We start from the raw sequence: 17719 nt of genomic DNA, 5'->3' as shown, positions 1-17719 counted from the left end.
ACCTGGACATGTGCGCAGCGCAACGCTCATGGGACGTTCCCCGCCCGGAAAGATCCACGTTGACGCGGCCACGTTCAGCACGACGACAACACCGGTATGCGTGTCGTCATAGTGACCGAGTCCTTTCCCCCCGATGTGAACGGCGTGGCCCACTGCGCCCTGCAGACCGCGCGCCACCTTGTCGCGCGGGGGCACGCCCCGCTCGTCGTGGCCCCGGCCACCGCCCAGGGAACCGGGGCCGGAGCCGACCTCCAGGCGCCGTGCCCCGTCGTCCGTGTCCCGTCCCTTCCGCTCCCGGGCTATCCCCAGGTCCGGGTCGCCCTGCCCAGCCGCCGGGTCGCCGCGGCGATCGTCGAGCACCGGGCCGACATCGTCCACCTGGCCAGCCCCTTCGTCCTCGGCGTGCGGGGCATGGCGGCCGCCGCCCGCCTCGGTGTCCCCGCCGTTGCCATCTACCAGACCGACCTCGCCGGATACGCCCGCACCTACGTGCACGCCGGCGAAGCGGCGGCCTGGCGGCGTATCCGCTCCGTGCACGCCGCCGCCGACCGCACCCTCGCCCCGTCCAGCGCGGCCCTGAGCGACCTGGAGGCACACGGCGTGCCCCGGGTCAGCCTGTGGCCGCGCGGCGTCGACACCGTCCGGTTCCGCCCCGAGCTGCGCGACGAGGCGCTGCGCCGCGAACTGGCGCCCAACGGCGAGCTGATCGTCGGCTATGTCGGCCGCCTCGCCCCCGAGAAGCAGATCGAGCTGCTGGCCGGGGTGTGCGGCCTGGACGGCGTACGCGTCGTCGTCGTGGGTGACGGACCCAGCGAGCCCGGGCTGCGCGAGGTCCTGCCCGGGGCCGTCTTCCTGGGCCGCCGCACCGGCGACGAACTCGCCCGGATCTTCGCCTCGTTCGACGTCTTCGCCCACACCGGCCCCTTCGAGACCTTCTGCCAGACCGTGCAGGAGGCCATGGCGAGCGGGGTGCCCGTGGTGGCACCCGCCGCCGGCGGCCCGCTGGACCTCGTCGCCCACGGGCGCACGGGACTGCTCGTTCCGCCGCGCGACGCGGCCGCCGTACGCGACGCCGTGTGGTCGCTCGCCGGCGATCCGGGGCTGCGGACCGCGTACGGGGCCGCCGGACGGGCCATGGTCGAGGGGCGCACCTGGGCGGCCGTCGGGGATCAGCTCATCGGGCACTACGCCGATGTGCTGGCGGCGCGGACGGTGGTGGCGGCATGAGCGAGGCTGCTTCCCAGAGGCTGCGGATCGTACGGCTCGCCAACTTCGTCGCACCCTCCTCGGGCGGGCTGCGGACCGCGTTGCGGGAGCTGGGCAAGGGGTTCGAGGCGGCCGGACACGAGGCCGTGCTCGTGGTGCCCGGTGAGCGGTACGCCGACCGGGAGACCGAGCAGGGGCGGGTCATCACCCTGCCCGGGCCGCTGCTGCCGGGCACCGGCGGCTACCGCGTCCTCATCGACAAGCGGCGCGTGGCCAACCTGCTGGAGTCGCTGGCGCCCGACCGCCTGGAGGTCTCCGACCGGACCACGCTGCGCTGGACCGGGGCGTGGGCCCGGCGGGCCAGGGTGCGCGCGGTGATGGTCTCGCACGAGACCGCCGACGGGGTGCTGCGGACCTGGGGCCTCTCCGAGGGCATGGCCCGCCGGGCGTCCGACGCCCTCAACGTCCGTACGGCCCACACCTACTCGCGGGTGGTCTGCACGACCGAGTTCGCGGAACGGGAGTTCGTGCGGATCGGAGCCCGGAACGTCGTACGGGCACCGCTGGGCGTCGACCTCGTGGGACGGCACCCCGCGCTGCGGGACCCGGGGCTGCGCGAGCGGCACGCGCGCGTGGACGACGTTCTGCTGGTGATGTGCTCCCGGCTGTCGGTCGAGAAGCGGCCCGGGACGGCCCTCGACGCCCTGGAGGCGCTGCTGCGGCGAGGGCGGCGGGCCGTGCTGGTCGTCGCCGGGGACGGACCGCTGCGCGGCAGGCTCGAACAGCGGGCGAAGGGACTGCCGGTGACCTTCCTGGGGCATGTGGGCGACCGCGACATGCTGGGCGCTCTGCAGGCCTCCGCCGATGTGGCCTTGGCCCCCGGGCCCGCTGAAACGTTTGGGCTGGCCGCGCTGGAGGCCATGGCCTGCGGTACGCCCGTGGTGGCCAGCTCCTCGTCGGCGCTGCCGGAGGTGATCGGGTCGGCCGGGGCGACGGCGGCGGACAACGGGGAGTCCTTCGCGGACGCCGTCGACCTGCTGCTGGACCGGCCCGAGGGCGAGCGCCGGGAGGCGGCACGCGCGCGTGCCGAGTGCTTCGGCTGGCAGACCGCGGTGGACGCGTTCCTCGCCGCGCACGACGCGGCCGTCGGGCGCCCGGTGCGGGAGGGCGTCGGATGAGATCCCCGCGGTTCGTGGCCCTCGGCGACTCCCTCACCGAGGGCGTGGGCGACCCCGTCGGGGATGGCCGGCGGGGCTGGGCCGCGCTGCTCGCCGAGGGGCTCGGACCCGCCGTGGAGTTCACCAACCTCGCCGTCAGCGGATCCCAGACGCGCGACGTCCTGGACCGGCAGCTGTCCGCCGCGCTCGCGCTCCACCCGGACCTCGCCTCCGTCGTCATCGGCGTCAACGACACCCTGCGCTGCACCTTCGACATCCACGCCGTCGCCGCCCGCCTCGACGAGGTCTACGGGGCCTTCCGGGAGCGGGGCGTGGTGCTGCTCACCGCGTGTCTGCCCGACCCCGGGGCGATGCTCGGCCTGCCCGGGGCGCTCGCCAGGCCGCTCGCCCGGCGCCAGCGGGCCGTCAACACCGTTGTGCACGCCCTGTCCGAGCGTCATGGGGCGGTCCATCTGCACGCTTCGGAGGGCGCCTGGCTGACGGACCGCGCGATGTGGAGCGCGGACCGGCTGCACCCGGGCGAGCGGGGGCATCGCCAGCTCGCCGTCCGCTGCCACGCGCTGCTCACGGAGGCGGGGATCGCGACCGGGCCCGCGCCTTCTCCCGAGCCCGAGTTCCCGGTGCCCACACGCAGTGCCAGCCTGTGGTGGCTGGCCACCGCGGGGACGGGCTGGGTGGCCCGGCGCTGTACCGACCTGCTTCCGCAGCTCCTCACTCTCGCCGCCGCCGAGGTACGCCACAAGGCCCGCGGCACCAGCGCCCGGTTGGACCTGTCGGCCTCCCACGCGGTGGCATCGGCCCTGGCGGCGCTGGCCGTACAGGACCAGCAGCCGGAGGTGGCGTGAGGCGGCCCCCGATGAGTGGCGGGCGGCGGTTCGGTGCCGCTGGTCAGTGGCGGTGCCGTACGGCGACGAACCGCACCGGTGTTCCCGGCGTGGCCTGGGCCGCGTCAGGCAGGTCCGACGGGTGGACCACCGCGATCACCGGGTAGCCCCCGGTGGTCGGATGGTCGGCGAGGAAGACGACCGGGCAGCCGTCCGGCGGCACCTGGACGGCGCCCAGCACCATCCCCTCGCTGGGGAGTTCACCCGCCCGGGCACGTTCCAGGGCGGGCCCTTCCGTGCGCAGCCCGATGCGGTTGCTCGCGGAGGAGACGGCGTAGGGGTGCCTGGTGAGGGTGCGCAGTGCCGTGTCCGTGAACCAGTCGTCACGGGGGCCGAGGGTGACACGCAGGACGAGTTCCGAGGGCGGCGCCGGGTGCGGGACGACGTCCACGCGCGCGTGGAGGTGTGCCGGGCGGCCGAGCGGGAGCACCGTGCCGTCCGTCAGCGGCGGCGGGCCGAGGCCCGACAGCAGGTCGGTGGAGCGGCTGCCGAGCACCGGATCCACGGCCACACCGCCCGAGACGGCCAGATAGCTGCGGACGCCGGAACGCGCGGCCCCGATGTCCAGCACCGCCCCTCCGGGGAGCCGTACGGGCGCTCCCCAGGCCGCCGGGCGGCCGTCCACGGTGACGGGGCCGGGGGCGCCTACGACGGCCACGGTGACCGTCGAACGGGGGCGGACGGAGCAGCCGTTGAGGGTGGTCTCCAGGACGGCAGCGTCCGGGGGGTTGCCCACCAGACGATTGGCCAGGGCGGCGGCCGGCGGATCGAGGGCGCCCGACCGGGGCACGCCCAGGTGCGCGTGCCCGGGGCGGCCCAGGTCCTGGACGGTGGTCAGGGCGCCGGCGCGGACGACGGCGAGGGCGCGGTCGGTCACCGGGCCGCCATGGGCGTGAAGCGGACCCGGGTGCCCGGCGCCAGCAGAGCGGCCGGCACGCGCGCGTGGTCCCACAGAACGGTGTCCGTCGTACCGATCAGCTGCCAGCCGCCGGGGGAGGAGCGCGGGTACACGCCCGTGTACGGGCCGGCCAGGGCGACCGAACCCGCCGGGACGGCCGTACGCGGGGTCGCCCGGCGCGGGACCTCGCGGGGCAGCCCGGTGAGATAGCCGAAGCCGGGCGCGAAGCCGCAGAAGGCCACGCGGAACTCGGCCGCCGCGTGGATACGGGACACCTCGGCCGCGTCCACGCCCCAGTGGGCGGCGACGTCCGAGAGGTCGGGGCCGTCGTACCGCACCGGGATCTCGACGACGTCCTCCGCGCGCGTGGGGACGGGCGGCACCTCCCAGGTGGCGAGGCGCTCGGCGAGGCGTGACGGGTCGTCGAGGCCGTCCAGGAGGACGGTACGGGCGGCGGGGACGATCTCGGCCGCCGACAGGTCCCCCGTCGCGCGGCGGCGCAGCAGCTCGGCGTGCAGGGCCTCGGCCTCCTCGCCCGTGCCCACCTCGATCAGCAGCGCGCGGTCCCCGACCGGCAGTGCCCTCATACGAACGCCTCCACCCGCACGCCCGAGGCCGCCAGCGCGGCCCGGACCCGCCGGGCCAGCTCCACCGCGCCCGGCGTGTCGCCGTGCAGGCAGAGGGAGCGGGCGCGGACGGGGATGCGCTCCCCGGAGCGGGACGTGACGGTGCCTTCGCCGGCGAGGCTCACCGACCGCTCGACCACGGCGTCGGCGTCCGTGATCACGGCACCGTCCTGACCGCGCGGCACCAGAGTGCCCTGGTCGGTGTACGCGCGGTCCGCGAACGCCTCGGTGACGGCCGGCAGCCCGGCCGCCTCGGCCACCTTGAGGAAGCGCGAGCCGGGCAGGCCGAGGACGGGCAGCGTGGCGTCGGCGAGGAGCACCCCGTCGACCACCGCCGCCGCCTGCTCCTCGTCGTGCACGACGCGGTTGTAGAGCGCGCCGTGCGGCTTCACGTACGACACACCTGTGCCCGCCGCGCGCGCGAAGACCTCCAGGGCACCGATCTGGTACGCCACCTCGGCCGCCAGTTCGGCGGGCGGCACGTCCATCGCGCGCCGCCCGAAGCCCGCCAGGTCGCGGTACGAGACCTGGGCCCCGATCCGTACCCCGCGCTCGGCCGCCAGCTCGCACACCCGCCGCATGGTGGCCGCGTCCCCGGCGTGGAAGCCGCAGGCCACGTTGGCGCTGGTGACGACGGACAGCAGCCGCTCGTCGTCGGTCAGCGTCCAGCGGCCGAAGCCCTCGCCGAGGTCGGCGTTGAGATCGATGGAGATCATGGGTCCCATTCTGCTGGTCGTTCCACCGGTCGTTGCGCCGGTCCTTCGATGGTCGGTTCCTGGCGGATTCGCCCGTCAGAGCCCTCAGAGCCCTCAGAGCACGCGGTACTGCTCGTCGCGGGCGTCGGTCAGGAACATCTGGCCCGGTGCGTGGGTGATCGCGAACGGCGGGCGCGAGGCCATCACCGCGGCCTGGGGTGTCACCCCGCAGGCCCAGAACACCGGGATGTCGTCCGGCTCGGCGTCCACCGGGTCGCCGAAGTCCGGACGGGACAGGTCCGCGATGCCGAGGCCCGCCGCCTCGCCGCAGTGCACCGGGCCGCCGTGCACGGCCGGGAGCAGACTGCTCTCCCGGATCGCGGCGGCCAGATGCTCGGGCGGCACCGGGCGCATCGAGACCACCATCGGGCCGCGCACCCGCCCGGCGGGCCGGCACTGACGGCCGGTGACGTACATGGAGACATTGCGGCCCTGCTCGATGTGGCGCATCGGCACGCCCGCCTCGGTGAGCGCCCACTCGAAGGTGAAGCTGCACCCGATCAGGAACGACACCAGATCGTCCCGCCAGACGTCCACCACGTCCGTCGGCTCGGCCACCAACTCGCCGTGTTCCCACACCCGGTAGCGCGGCAGATCGGTGCGCAGGTCCGCGCCCTCCGCGAGCGGAGTCGTCCACGCACCGGCGTCCGTGACGTCCAGGACGGGACACGGCTTGGGGTTGCGCTGGCAGAACAGCAGCATGTCGTACGCCCAGTCGGCGGGCACCGAGATCAGGTTCGCCTGGGTGTGCCCGGCGGCGACCCCGGCGGTCGGGCCCGATACGCCCGAGCGGAACCGGGCGCGCGCCTTTTCGGGGGTCCACGCGTGCGCGTGCGGGTCGACGAAGGTCAAGGGACGGTCCTGCGCGGTGGGGATCGGGGGACGGTCCTGAGTGGCCACGTGGTTCACACGAGTTCCTTTCCGCGCGTCTCCGGAAGGCCGAGCAGCGCCACCGCCGCCAGCCCGTAGCCGATCGCGCCGAAGACCAGCGCGCCGCCCACGCCCCAGCTGTCGGCCAGGAAGCCGACCGTGGTGGGGAAGAGGGCGCCCACCGCCCGCCCGGTGTTGTACGTGAAGCCCTGCCCGGTGCCCCGGACGGCCGACGGGTACAGCTCGCTGAGGAACGAACCGAAGCCGCTGAAGATCGCCGACATACAGAAACCGAGCGGGAAACCGAGCACCAGGAGAAGGGTGTTGGCGCCGCTCGGGATGTTCGCGTACGCCAGGATGCACAGCGCCGAGAGCACCGCGAAGAGCCAGATGTTCCGCCGACGGCCCAGCCGGTCGGTGAGATAGCCGCCGGTGAGGTAGCCGAGGAAGGCGCCGGAGATCAGGAAGGTGAGGTAGCCGCCGGTGCCGACGACCGACAGACCCCGCTCCGTCTTCAGGTAGGTGGGCACCCAGGTCGCCAGCGTGTAGTAGCCGCCCTGGACACCGGTGGAGAGCAGCACCGCGAAGACCGTGGTGCGCAGCAGACCGGGAGCGGTGGCCGTGCCCGGCCGGAAGATCGCGGCGAACGAGCCCTTCTCGGTGCTCTTCTCCCGCGCGGCCGCAGCCTCCGGGGCGTCCTCGACCGAGCGGCGCACCCAGATGACGAGCAGTGCGGGCAGCGCGCCGGTCCAGAACATCACGCGCCAGGCGAGATCGTCGTCGAAGAAGGAGAAGACCATCGTGTAGACGATCACGGCCAGTCCCCAGCCCACGGCCCAGGAGCTCTGGATCGCGCCGAGCGTACGCCCCCGGTGCTTGGCGCTCGCGTACTCGGCGACCAGGATCGCGCCGACCGCCCACTCACCGCCGAAGCCCAGCCCCTGAAGGGCCCGGAAGACCAGCAGGGTCTCGTAGTTGGGGGCGAAGCCGCAGGCCACGGTGAAGACCGCGTACGTGATCACGGTGATCATCAGCGCCTTCACCCGCCCGATCCGGTCCGCGAGGACGCCCGCGATGGCGCCGCCGATCGCCGAGACGACCAGCGTGACCGTGGTGAACAGCCCGGACTGGCCGTTGTCCAGGCCGAAGTACGCCGTGAGCGCGACCATGCTCAGCGGCAGCGTGAAGTAGTCGTACGAGTCGAGCGCATAGCCGCCGAACGCGCCGCCGAAGGCGCGGCGGCCGCGCGGGCCGAGGGCGCGCAGCCAGCCGAACGCGCCGTCGTCGGAGGCCGGTTCGCCGGGGCCGGGTTTGGTGGCGGAGGTCAGGGACCGGGCGGGAGGGGTCGTGCTCATGGGCACCTCGCAGTGAGGGAGGAGAGTGCGTAGGGACTGAGCCATGCCGTGTTGCCGTGCCGTGCGGGAGCGGTCGGCGCCGGGAGCCGAGCGGGGGGCGCCTGCCCAGCAAGGTAGAGGATCGTTGAACGATCCTTCAATACCCGTGTTGTTTCGTTCTTGTGTCTGCGGTTGAATTCCGGGCATGGCCGCCGAACTGACCGGACTTGCCGACGACCGCGCCCTCCTCGGGCGCACCAGCACCGCCGAGCGGGTTTCGGACATCCTCCGAAGCCGGATCGCCGAGGGCTTCTTCCCGCCCGGGACACGGCTGTCCGAGGACAGCATCGGCGGCGCCCTCGGTGTCTCCCGCAACACCCTCCGCGAGGCGTTCCGCCTGCTCACCCACGAACGGCTCCTCGTTCACGAGCTCAACCGCGGCGTCTTCGTACGGGTGCTGACCGTCGAGGACGTCGAGGACATCTACCGCACCCGCCGCCTCGTCGAGTGCGCCGTCGTACGCGGCCTCGGGGCCCCGCCGTACGGACTCGACGGGCTCGCCGAAGCCGTCGCGGAGGGGCAGCGGGAGGCGCGCGAAGGTGACTGGAAAGGTGTGTCCACCGCGAACATCCACTTCCACCGCGAACTGGTCGCCCTCGCCGGCAGCGCCCGCACCGACGAGCTGATGCGCAGCGTCTTCGCCGAACTCCGACTCGCGTTCCACGTGGTGGACAATCCGCGCAAACTGTACGAGCCGTATCTGGCCCGAAACCTGCTGATCCTGGGGACACTGCAGCGGGGAGAGCGGGACGAGGCCGAGCGGATGCTGGCGGAGTATCTCGACGACTCGCTGAAGGGGCTGGTCGAGGTGTACGGGCGACGGGTTGCCGACGTCTCCTGAGGCGCCGGTCCCGGCCTCGCCCGGCGGAACGATTTGGGTCGTTGTCAGACCCAGGACCTAGTCTGTGCACCGTGACTTCACCCGCATCGACGGACAGTGTTCCGCCCCAGCTCAGCGCGGGGCCGCGCCCCGCGCTGGGCCCGGCCGCCGACGAGGGACTGGCGCGGCGGCTGCGCGCGCTCGCCTGCACCGCGCCGCTGCACGACCTCGACGCGCGCAAGGCGAACCTCGCCGGTGAGTACTCGGTGTACGGCATGGCCGAGGTAGCCCTCGCCGCCATCGACCTGGTCACACTGAACATGGACTTCGACACGGGCGCGGACCACGACCAGATAGTCGCCCGCCTCATCCCCCGCATCGCCGCTCAGGCCCCGCGGCGCCCCGTCGAGGAGCACGAGCGGGTGGCCCGCTGGGTCCTGGAGAACCTGATCAACGTCGGCAGCGTCGACCGCGGCTTCCGCGCCGTATACGGAACGTTCGCGCCCGACGGCACATATGTGCGCCGCGACTACGACTTCAAGCTGATCGAGGAGGTCCCCGGCTACGGGGGCGGCGTCTACCTCCGCACGACCGACGAGGCCGTCAACGTCCTCGTGGGCGCCCTCGACACCGATGTCACCAGCGCCCAGATAGCCGCCGAGGTCAAGCTGGAGGTGCTGATCAGCCGGGGCCGGCTCGCCGACGCCCAGCTCGCCGCGGAGCAGGCGCGCTACCGGACCGTGCAGTACTCGGAGACGCTCAGGAAGGCGCTGGATGCCACCCGGCGCAACGTCCGCGCGGTCGACTGGCTCCAGACCGTGCCCGACATGATCGCCGAGGCGCTCGACCACGTCGCCGACCGTTACCGCCACGAGAACGCGATCCTCACCAACATCCGCAAGGCCCGCGACGAGTCCGAGGACCCCGAGCACAAGCGGCGCGCCGCCGAGCTCGTCGACATCGTCAAGGACTGCATCCGGCGCCACACGCAGCTCCAGTCCCGGCTGCTGGAGGCCGGACCGCTGTTCCGCGCGGAGCAGGACCGGCAGGCCTTCGCCACGCCCATGACGACGTCGGGGATAGACCTGTACGGGCATCTGATCGCGCCCCTGCTGCCGCTGCCCGTGGAGCAGGCGCGGACCGTGACCGACGCGTTCTTCGCTCGCGGTACGGGGTTGCGTACACCTGGGTCCGTGCGGGTGGGGGATCTTGTCGATCTCCTGTTCACGCCGCCGGTGGAGCGGGAGCACCTCGGGGCGGAGATGCCGGAGCCGGATCTGATCGCCACGCCTGACGACAGCCGCTTCAGTGAGGAACAGTTGACCGCGGCCAAGGAGCTGTTGGATCTGCCGGCGGATGCGCCGCGGCGGTTGTCGGGGCTGTTGGCGGAGGCGCGGCTTCAGGATCCCGAACTGCCCTATCTGGTTGCCCTGTTGGCCGTGCACGCGGCGAGTCCGCCGGTCGGTACGGCTTATCGGCAGGGGGAGGAGAAGCTGCTGTTCGCCGTGGACGACGGGACGGAGTTGGACGATCCCGAGTTCGGTGGGGCGGATCTGATAGTGGGGATGGCCTTGTTGGACGCGGCCGGGATGGCGGCGGACAGGGAGGCGGCGTGACAGCGCCGTTGAGCTGCGGGTTCTCGTTCGGCTGCGGAGTGTTTGTGGCTGGTCGCGCCCACGCGGCGGAGCCGCACATGTCACAGCCCCGCGCCCCTGGCGGAGCTGCCCGTCCCCCCGTTTTTCAGAGCGAGGAGTTTTTGCCGTGAGTGAGCATGTCGAGTGGAGTGAGCCGGAAGTCGCTGCCGCTCCGGTCACTGCCGCCCTCACTCCCGCCGACGCCGCCGACGCGGCCCGGCTCGTTGCCTTCGGTCTTCAGCCCAAGCTTCAGCCCGCCCGGGATCAGGAGTACGGGGAGTTGCTGCGGCGGTATCGGGAGAATCCGGCGTTCGCGCGGCTGGCCGATGCTGTGGCCACCGGGCTCGGGCTGGTCGTGCTGGAGGTGTCGCCGCGGGCGGGGATGGCGGTGACGGCGTCCGAGGACTCGGTGTTCGCGGTGCGGATGGGGGACTACGCGCGGCGGACGTCGGCGGACTCGGTGGACCGGTTCCTGCACGGGCTGGCGCATCTCGCGGTCGCCGCGATGGCGTTTCCGCGACCGGAGGACCTCGCGGACGACGGGTACATCGGGCGGGTGTCGGTCAACGGGGTCGACGCCTTCGTACGGCAGGCCTGCCGGCGGCTGGAGGAGCGTGCCGAGGAGCAGGGGGAGAACACCGACCCGGCGAGCGACGCGCCGGGTCTGGAGTCGGCCTGGCGGATCTGGGCGAGACGCAGTTCCACCGGGGCCACCAAGGACGCGCGCCGACTGGCCGGGTCGACCACCGGCATCATCGGCAAGGCGGTGGGCTTCCTGACCGACTCGGGGTTCCTGCAGCGCACGGGCGACGACAACGGCGGTACGTATCGCACGACCGCGCGATACCAGCTCCAGGTGCGGGACATGGCGGGCAGCGCCGCGATGGCCGAACTGCTGGAGCTGGGCATCGTGCCGGTCACCGATGGCACGGCCACGCTGCTGCCCGCCGAGGAGACCGACGATCTGGAGCTGGTGGCCGACGCCGGGCTGCCGTTCCACTCTTGATTCCTGTCCATTTCTTTCCATTCGTGTCCATTTCTGTCAATTTCCGACACTCGACCTCACGAACCACCGACCGCACCACCGATACGACCGCGAAAGTCCGCCGCCATGTACGAGCTGTCCCGGGTCCGCCTCTACTCCATCGGGCCGGCCGGTGCGCGTTACGCCGACACCGTGCTGGACCTGAGGGGTGTGGGCGAGTATGTGCCCGACCCCGCGCCGCAGCAGGCGGAGTTCTTCGAGGAGGAGCCGACCGGGCCGCCGCGTCGGCCGGCGCCTGCGGGCGTGCTCTTCCTGGAGAACGGCGGTGGCAAGTCGGTCCTGCTCAAGCTGATCTTCTCGGTGATGCTGCCGGGCCACCGGAACACCCTGGGCGGTGCCAGCTCGGGTGTGCTGCGGAAGTTCCTGCTGGCCGACGACTGCGGGCATGTCGCGCTGGAGTGGCAGCACACGCTGACCGGTGAGTGTGTCGTGGTCGGCAAGGTGAGCGAGTGGCGGGGACGGCAGGTCTCCAACGATCCGCGGAAGTTCGCCGAGGCCTGGTACTCGTTCCGGCCCGGGCCCGGGCTGAGCCTGGACAACCTGCCCGTCGCCGAGGCCACCGCCGTACGGCCGCCCGTCGAGGGCGCGTCGGGGGCGCAGGGGCGGCGGCGGACCATGAAGGGCTTCCGGGACGCCATCACCGAGGCGGGCAAGGCGTATCCGCACCTCGAAGTGCACTGGGAGGAGATCCACGACCGCTGGAACGAGCATCTGACGGACCTCGGTCTCGACCCCGAACTCTTCCGCTACCAGCGGGAGATGAACGCGGACGAGGGTGAGGCCGCCGGGCTGTTCGCGGTGAAGAAGGACTCCGACTTCACGGATCTGCTGCTGCGGGCTGTTACTGACACGCGTGACACCGACGGGCTCGCCGACCTGGTAGGGGGCTTCGGCAACAAGCTCGGGCGGCGGGCCGAGCTGATCGCCGAGAGGGACTTCACGGCCGGGTCCGTGGATCTGCTCGGGCGGATCGTGGAGGCCGCCGAGGGGCGGGCGCGGGCCAGGGACATCCACGCGGGCGCCGAGCGGCGCACCCGCACGCTGGCCCGGCGGCTGTCGGCGCGGGCCACGCGGGAGCGGCTGCGGGGCGGTGATCTCGCCCAGCGTGTGACCGCAGCCGCTCAGGCCGTCACGCATTCCGAGGCCGCCCGTGACCGCGGCGCGCTGATCGCGGCCGAGCTCGCCTACCGGCACGCCTCGTTGGCGCTGGCCGCCGCCGAGAAGTCGGCCGCCGCGCAGAAGCGGGAGCTGGCCGACGCGCGCACACTGCACTCCGCCTGGCAGGCCGCCGAGGCCGTGCTCAGGAACCGGGCCGCCGCCGACCGGGTCGCCCGCGTGGCCGCAGCGATCCAGGAGGCCGAACGGGACGCGGCCCCGGCGCTCGCCGCCCGCGCCAAGGCCGCGGTCGACCTCGTACGCGCCCTGGCCGCCGCCGCCGAGAGCGCCGAGGAGCTGGCGAACGAGGGCGAGGAGCGGTCGGCCGCCCTGCAGGAGGTCGGTGAGGCGGCCTACCGGGACTCGACCGTCGCGGCCACCGAGGCGCAGCGCGCCCGCAGCGAAGTCGGGCACCTGAAGCAGCGGCTCAGCGAGGTCGAACAGGAGACCGCCGAGGCGGTCCGCGCGGGCTGGCTCGACGACAGCGCGCCCGACGCCGATCCGGCCCGGGCCGCCCTCGCCGCCAGCGACGCCGAGAAGACGGCCGTCGCCGCCTGGGACACCGCACGCGAGGCCTCGCGCCGTGCCTCCGAGCACGCCCGGGAGGCGGCCTCCGCCGAGTCCCGCGCGGAGCTGACCGCCGCCCGCGCGGCCGACGCGGCCGTCGCCGCCGAGCGCGCCTACGACGGCGAGCGGGGTACGGCGGAGGCCCTGGCCGGGGAGGAGCGGCTGGCGGAACTGCTGAGCCTGCCGGGTGCCTCCGGCAAGGGGCGGGCCGGGGTGCCTGCGCCCCGCAGCGCCGAGACCACAGGGGGCGGGCGGCCCGGGGGCGGAGTGGCCGAAGAGTTCCGTACGGCGTCCGGTGCCGCCGACGCCACGCGCACCTCCGCCGAAGGCCCCCTCACCCCCGAGGAACTGGACCGCTTCGCCGACGAACTGCGTGAACTGCTCGACGAGAACGTGTCGTCCGCCGAGCGCCACCTCTTCGAGCTGCGCACCGCCGCGGCCGACGACTCCCGCATCCTCGGCGCCCTCGGCGACGGCGGGCTGCTGCCGCCGGGCCCGGACGTCCTGGCGACGGTCGAGTTCCTCGGCGAGAACGGCATCCCGGCCATCCCCGGCTGGCGCTACCTCGCCCAGGCCGTGGACCCGGTCGACCACGCGCGCGTGCTGGCCGCCCGGCCCGAACTGGTCGACGGCGTGATCATCACCGACCCCGCCTCGCACGCCCGGGCCCGCGAGGCGCTGAGCGACGCGGCACTGCTGCCCAGGTCCGCCGTGGCCGTCGGCACGGCAGCGGCCCTGCTGGCACCGACGCCGCCCGTGGACTCGGGCGACGGCCCCTCTCTTGACGTATTCCTCGTACCGCCGAACCCGGCCATGCACGACGAGCACGCCGCAGACGAGGAGCGGCAGGCGCTGCGCGCGCGGGCGGCCGAGCGGGACGAGGAGATCCGGGAACTGGCGGCCCGGCTCGGCAAGGACCGGGAACTCGCCGCGCGGCTCGCCTCCTGGCGCACGGGCTGCCCGGCCGGACGGCTCACCGAGCTGGCCGCGGCCGCGCGGGAGACGCGGGCGTTCGCCGAGGAGTCGGAGGCGGAGCTGGCGGAGGCGCGGACCGTGCGGGCCGAGGCCGAGGAGGCGGCGGCCGAGGCGGCCCAGGTGCGGGACGAGCGGCAGGAGGCCGCGCAGAAGGCCCGCCGCGCCGCCGACGCCCTCGCCGGGCTCGCCTACCGGCTGCGCGAGCGCGCCGGCTGGCAGGTCAAGCTCCGCGAACTCGCCGACGAGGCCATGGAGTCCGAGGCCCGTGCCCAGTCCTGCCTGGAGCGGGCCCGCGCCGCCGACGAGGACCGGCGTGCCACCCAGCGCGGCGCCGACGACGCCCGCCGCACGGCGCGTGCGCTGCGCGCCGAGCGCGCGGAGATCGCGGGCGCCCCCGACGACGTACCGGAGGCCGACTCCGACGCACCGAAGCAGCCCCTCGCCGCCCTCCGCGAGGCCTACCGGGCCGCCTCTCAGGTGTACGAGAAGGTCGGCGTCGGCGCCGACCTGCGTGCCGAGCAGGCGCGGGCCGAGAGCGACGAGAGCGCCGCGATCGCCGAGCTGGACCGGCTGACCAACAAAGTCCGCAACCGTGCCGAGCAGTTGCTCCAGTCGCCCGATGGCTCCGACGGGCCGTCCCGGCAGGCCGCGGTCGCGCGCGCCGAGGAACTCGTCCAGCTCCTCGAAACCCGTGTGTCCACCGCGAGCGAGCAGCTCGGGCGGCTGCGCGGTGAGGCCGAGCGGTACGCGCCCGAGGACGGCGAGGCGCACACCGAGCTGCCCGAGGAGCTGATCCCGCGCGATGCCGACCATGCCCAGGCGCTGCTGCGCACCGCCACCGCCGAACTCGCCACCCGCGCCGAGGCGTTGACCCAGGCCCGCGAGGCCCACGCCGAGCTGCTGGAGTCCCACCGCGCCGCCGAGGACGCCGCCGGCGGCTTCGACGAGATCGCCGCCCTGCTCCGCGACCTCCTTCGCGACCACTCCACGGACGACGACCAGGAGGAGCCCGAGCCCTACCCCGGCAGCCTCGAGGAGGCCCGCAAGGCCGCCTCCGAGGCCCGCCGTTCGCTGCGCGGCTGCGCCGCCGACCTCTCCGCCGCCGAAGGCGCCGTACGAGAGGCGAGCGACATTCTCGTACGCCACGCCAACTCCACCCGCTACGAGCAGGTCCGCACCCCCGCCCGCCAGCAGATCCGCGAGCTGCCCGCCTCCTCGCTCCCCGAGCACGCCCAGAAGTGGGCCGACGCCTTCGCACCCCGACTCCGGGTCCTCACGGACGAGTTGGCGCAGCTGGAACGCAACCGGGACTCGATCGTCGACCGGCTGCGGGGCCTCGTGGAGTCGGCCCTCGCGACCCTCCGGTCCGCCCAGCGGCTGTCCAGGCTCCCCGAGGGACTGGGGGAGTGGTCCGGCCAGGAGTTCCTGCGCATCCGCTTCGAGGAGCCCGACCAGGCCACCCTCGCCGAGCGGTTGGGCGAGGTCGTCGACGAGGCGACCCGGGCCGCCGTGAAGAAGAACTCCGACATGCGCCGCGACGGCATGTCCCTGCTGCTCCGGGGCGTCAGCGCCGCGCTTCAGCCCAAGGGTGTCGCCGTGGAGATCCTCAAGCCGGACGCGGTGCTGAGGGCCGAGCGCGTCCCCGTCGGACAGATGGGCGACGTCTTCTCCGGCGGCCAGCTGCTCACCGCCGCCATCGCCCTGTACTGCACGATGGCCGCCCTCCGCAGCAACGACCGAGGGCGGGACAAGCACCGCCACGCCGGCACACTGTTCCTCGACAACCCCATCGGCCGTGCCAACGCGACGTACCTGCTGGAACTCCAGCGGGCGGTCTCGGACGCCCTGGGCGTCCAACTCCTCTACACCACGGGCTTGTTCGACACGACCGCCCTGGCCGAGTTCCCCCTGGTCATCCGTCTCCGCAACGACGCCGACCTACGAGCGGGCCTGAAGTACATCAGCGTGGAGGAACACCTCCGCCCGGGACTGCCCCGTGAGACAGCAGCCGGGGAGGCCGCACACACCGAAATCACCGCGACCCGCATGTACAAGAGACCAGCCGCAACCGCCCCCTGAGGGGCGCGGGGAACTGCGCGATCCGCCACAACGGACCCGCAGCTCCCCACTGCCCTGCCGGCGCAGCTACTACGCGTCGGCCCTCAAAAGATCCGCACACTTCTCGCCGATCATCATCGTCGTGATGCACGGATTCACCGTCACCAGATCCGGCATCACCGACCCGTCCGCCACCCGCAGCCCCTCGACCCCCTTGACCCGCAGCCGCGCGTCCAGCGGGGCCGAGGTGTCGTCGTCCGCGCCCATCTTCACGGTGCAGGACGGGTGGTAGACGGTGTTGTGGGTCTTGTGGATGTAGTCGAGCAGCTCGTCGTCGGTCCGGACGTCCGGACCTGGCGCCAGCTCGGCCCCGGCCCAGCCGCTCAGCGCCGGCTGCGCCGCGATCCGCCGGGCGAGACGGAGACCGTACGTCATCACGCGGACATCGTGCTCGTGCGTGAAGTACCGCGGGTCGACCTTCGGCTTGTCCCGGTAGTCCCGGGTGCGCAGTCGCACGGTGCCCCGGGACCTGGCCCGCGTCACGTTCGGCGTCAGACAGAACGCGTTCTCGGACGTGGGGTAGCCGTGCCGGGCGGTGTTCATGTCGAAAGGCACGGAACCGTAGTGGAACATCAGGTCCGGCCGGTCCAGGCCCGGTTCGGTGTCGTAGAAGATGCCCGCTTCCCACCACTGGTTGGACGTGGTGGGCATCGGCCGGGCGGCCTCCCACATGATGACGCCCTCGGGGTGGTCCTGGAGGTTCTCGCCGACGCCCGCCGCGTCGACGACCACGTCCACACCCACCTCGCGCAGGTGTTCGGCGGGGCCGATGCCCGAGAGCATGAGGATCTTCGGGGTGTCGATGGAGCCGCAGGAGACGATGACCTCACGCCGGGCGCGTACCGTCCGGGTGTGGATGAGGTCCGGGTCCAGATACTCGGCTCCGACGCAGCGCCGCCCTTCGAGCACCAGTTTCTTGGCGCGTACCCTGGTGCGTACCTCCAGGTTCGGGCGCTTGCCCATGATCGGGTGCAGATACGCCACCGACGAGGACTGCCGGATGTTGTTCTCGTCGGAGTTGATCTGGAACCAGTTGGCGCCCCGGACCACCGTCGTGCCCGTATTGAAGGGCGTCGTCGGGATACCCGCCTGGACGCATGCCTCCAACAGGGCGTTGCCGCACGGGTCCTCGCTCTTGATGGTGCGGAGCTTCACCGGCCCGGTGCGGCCGTGGTGGTCGCCGGGCGCGTCGTTGTTCTCGAGGCGCTGGTAGAGCGGGAAGAGCTCGGCCGCGGACCAGCCCGTACAGCCCGCGGCCGCCCAGTCGTCGAGGTCCTCCGCCGGTGCCCAGAAGGCGATACAGGAGTTGTGGGAGGAACAGCCGCCGAGGACCTTCGCTCTCGCATGGCGCATGAAGCTGTTGCCGCTGACCTGCGGCTCGACCGGGTAGTCCCAGTCGTAGCCGGACTCCAGCAGGCCCATCCAGCGTTCCAGTTTCATGACGTCGTCGTCGCCGACGTCACTGGGTCCCGCCTCCAGTACGCACACCGTGACCGACGGATCCTCGGAGAGCCGGGCCGCTACCACGTTTCCCGCGGTGCCGCCGCCGACCACGACGTAGTCGAACTCATCTGCCTTCATGGGGAGTTGGCCT

At 73.1% G+C, this 17719-nt stretch carries 13 protein-coding genes; 7 read left to right on the top strand and 6 right to left on the bottom strand.

Features of this window, described 5'->3' with window-relative positions; translation table 11 throughout:
* The first annotated feature begins 96 nt into the window (after positions 1-96).
* The 3 genes from JIX55_RS10000 to JIX55_RS09990 are packed head-to-tail and all read left to right on the top strand — an operon-like array spanning position 97 to position 3229.
* Positions 97-1227 carry a glycosyltransferase family 4 protein gene (locus JIX55_RS10000; RefSeq protein WP_257562952.1) on the top strand — a complete coding sequence of 377 codons (1131 nt, stop codon included), beginning with the start codon at positions 97-99 and terminating at the stop codon, positions 1225-1227.
* Positions 1224-2384 carry a glycosyltransferase gene (locus JIX55_RS09995; protein WP_257562951.1) on the top strand — a complete coding sequence of 387 codons (1161 nt, stop codon included), beginning with the start codon at positions 1224-1226 and terminating at the stop codon, positions 2382-2384. The genes JIX55_RS10000 and JIX55_RS09995 overlap by 4 nt, the downstream gene beginning before the upstream one ends.
* A complete protein-coding gene (locus tag JIX55_RS09990; protein ID WP_257562950.1) occupies positions 2381-3229 on the top strand; it encodes an SGNH/GDSL hydrolase family protein in 849 nt (282 codons plus the stop codon). The genes JIX55_RS09995 and JIX55_RS09990 overlap by 4 nt, the downstream gene beginning before the upstream one ends.
* 43 nt (positions 3230-3272) lie before the next feature.
* Here JIX55_RS09990 and JIX55_RS09985 read toward each other — a convergent pair whose 3' ends face one another.
* From JIX55_RS09985 to JIX55_RS09965, 5 genes are all read right to left on the bottom strand, one after another.
* Positions 3273-4145, bottom strand: coding sequence for a biotin-dependent carboxyltransferase family protein (locus tag JIX55_RS09985; protein WP_257562949.1), 873 nt, complete (start codon positions 4143-4145; stop codon positions 3273-3275).
* Positions 4142-4753: a 5-oxoprolinase subunit B family protein gene (locus tag JIX55_RS09980; protein ID WP_257562948.1), complete on the bottom strand. Its 612-nt coding sequence runs from the start codon at positions 4751-4753 to the stop codon at positions 4142-4144. Before JIX55_RS09980 ends, JIX55_RS09985 begins: the two co-directional genes overlap by 4 nt.
* A complete protein-coding gene (locus JIX55_RS09975) occupies positions 4750-5508 on the bottom strand; it encodes a LamB/YcsF family protein (RefSeq protein ID WP_257562947.1) in 759 nt (252 codons plus the stop codon). Before JIX55_RS09975 ends, JIX55_RS09980 begins: the two co-directional genes overlap by 4 nt.
* A 93-nt stretch (positions 5509-5601) precedes the next feature.
* Complete coding sequence (locus tag JIX55_RS09970; RefSeq protein ID WP_443046399.1) at positions 5602-6456, bottom strand: putative hydro-lyase; 855 nt, start codon at positions 6454-6456, stop codon at positions 5602-5604.
* Positions 6453-7772: an MFS transporter gene (locus JIX55_RS09965; RefSeq protein ID WP_257562946.1), complete on the bottom strand. Its 1320-nt coding sequence runs from the start codon at positions 7770-7772 to the stop codon at positions 6453-6455. The genes JIX55_RS09970 and JIX55_RS09965 overlap by 4 nt, the downstream gene beginning before the upstream one ends.
* A 184-nt stretch (positions 7773-7956) precedes the next feature.
* Between JIX55_RS09965 and JIX55_RS09960 the strand changes: the two genes are divergently transcribed.
* From JIX55_RS09960 to JIX55_RS09945, 4 genes are all read left to right on the top strand, one after another.
* On the top strand, positions 7957-8652 hold the full coding sequence (locus tag JIX55_RS09960; protein WP_257562945.1) for a GntR family transcriptional regulator: 696 nt from the start codon (positions 7957-7959) through the stop codon (positions 8650-8652).
* A 71-nt stretch (positions 8653-8723) separates the two neighbouring features.
* Positions 8724-10247 (top strand): hypothetical protein, encoded by a 1524-nt coding sequence (locus JIX55_RS09955; protein ID WP_257562944.1) that lies wholly within the window; start codon positions 8724-8726, stop codon positions 10245-10247.
* Positions 10248-10392: 145 nt separating this feature from the next.
* Positions 10393-11271 carry a hypothetical protein gene (locus JIX55_RS09950; protein ID WP_257562943.1) on the top strand — a complete coding sequence of 293 codons (879 nt, stop codon included), beginning with the start codon at positions 10393-10395 and terminating at the stop codon, positions 11269-11271.
* Between the two features lie 105 nt (positions 11272-11376).
* Positions 11377-16086, top strand: a complete 4710-nt coding sequence (locus JIX55_RS09945) for a hypothetical protein (protein WP_257562942.1) — start codon at positions 11377-11379, stop codon at positions 16084-16086.
* A 69-nt stretch (positions 16087-16155) separates the two neighbouring features.
* On the opposite strand, the gene JIX55_RS09940 is transcribed toward JIX55_RS09945, so the two are convergent.
* The gene (locus JIX55_RS09940; RefSeq protein WP_257562941.1) at positions 16156-17706 is read right to left on the bottom strand and encodes a GMC family oxidoreductase; all 1551 of its coding nucleotides are present in this window, start codon (positions 17704-17706) and stop codon (positions 16156-16158) included.
* Positions 17707-17719 lie beyond the last annotated feature (13 nt).

The organism is Streptomyces sp. DSM 40750, assembly GCF_024612035.1.
Taxonomy (GTDB): Bacteria; Actinomycetota; Actinomycetes; order Streptomycetales; family Streptomycetaceae; genus Streptomyces.
This window is presented reverse-complemented; position numbering and strand designations above follow the sequence as displayed.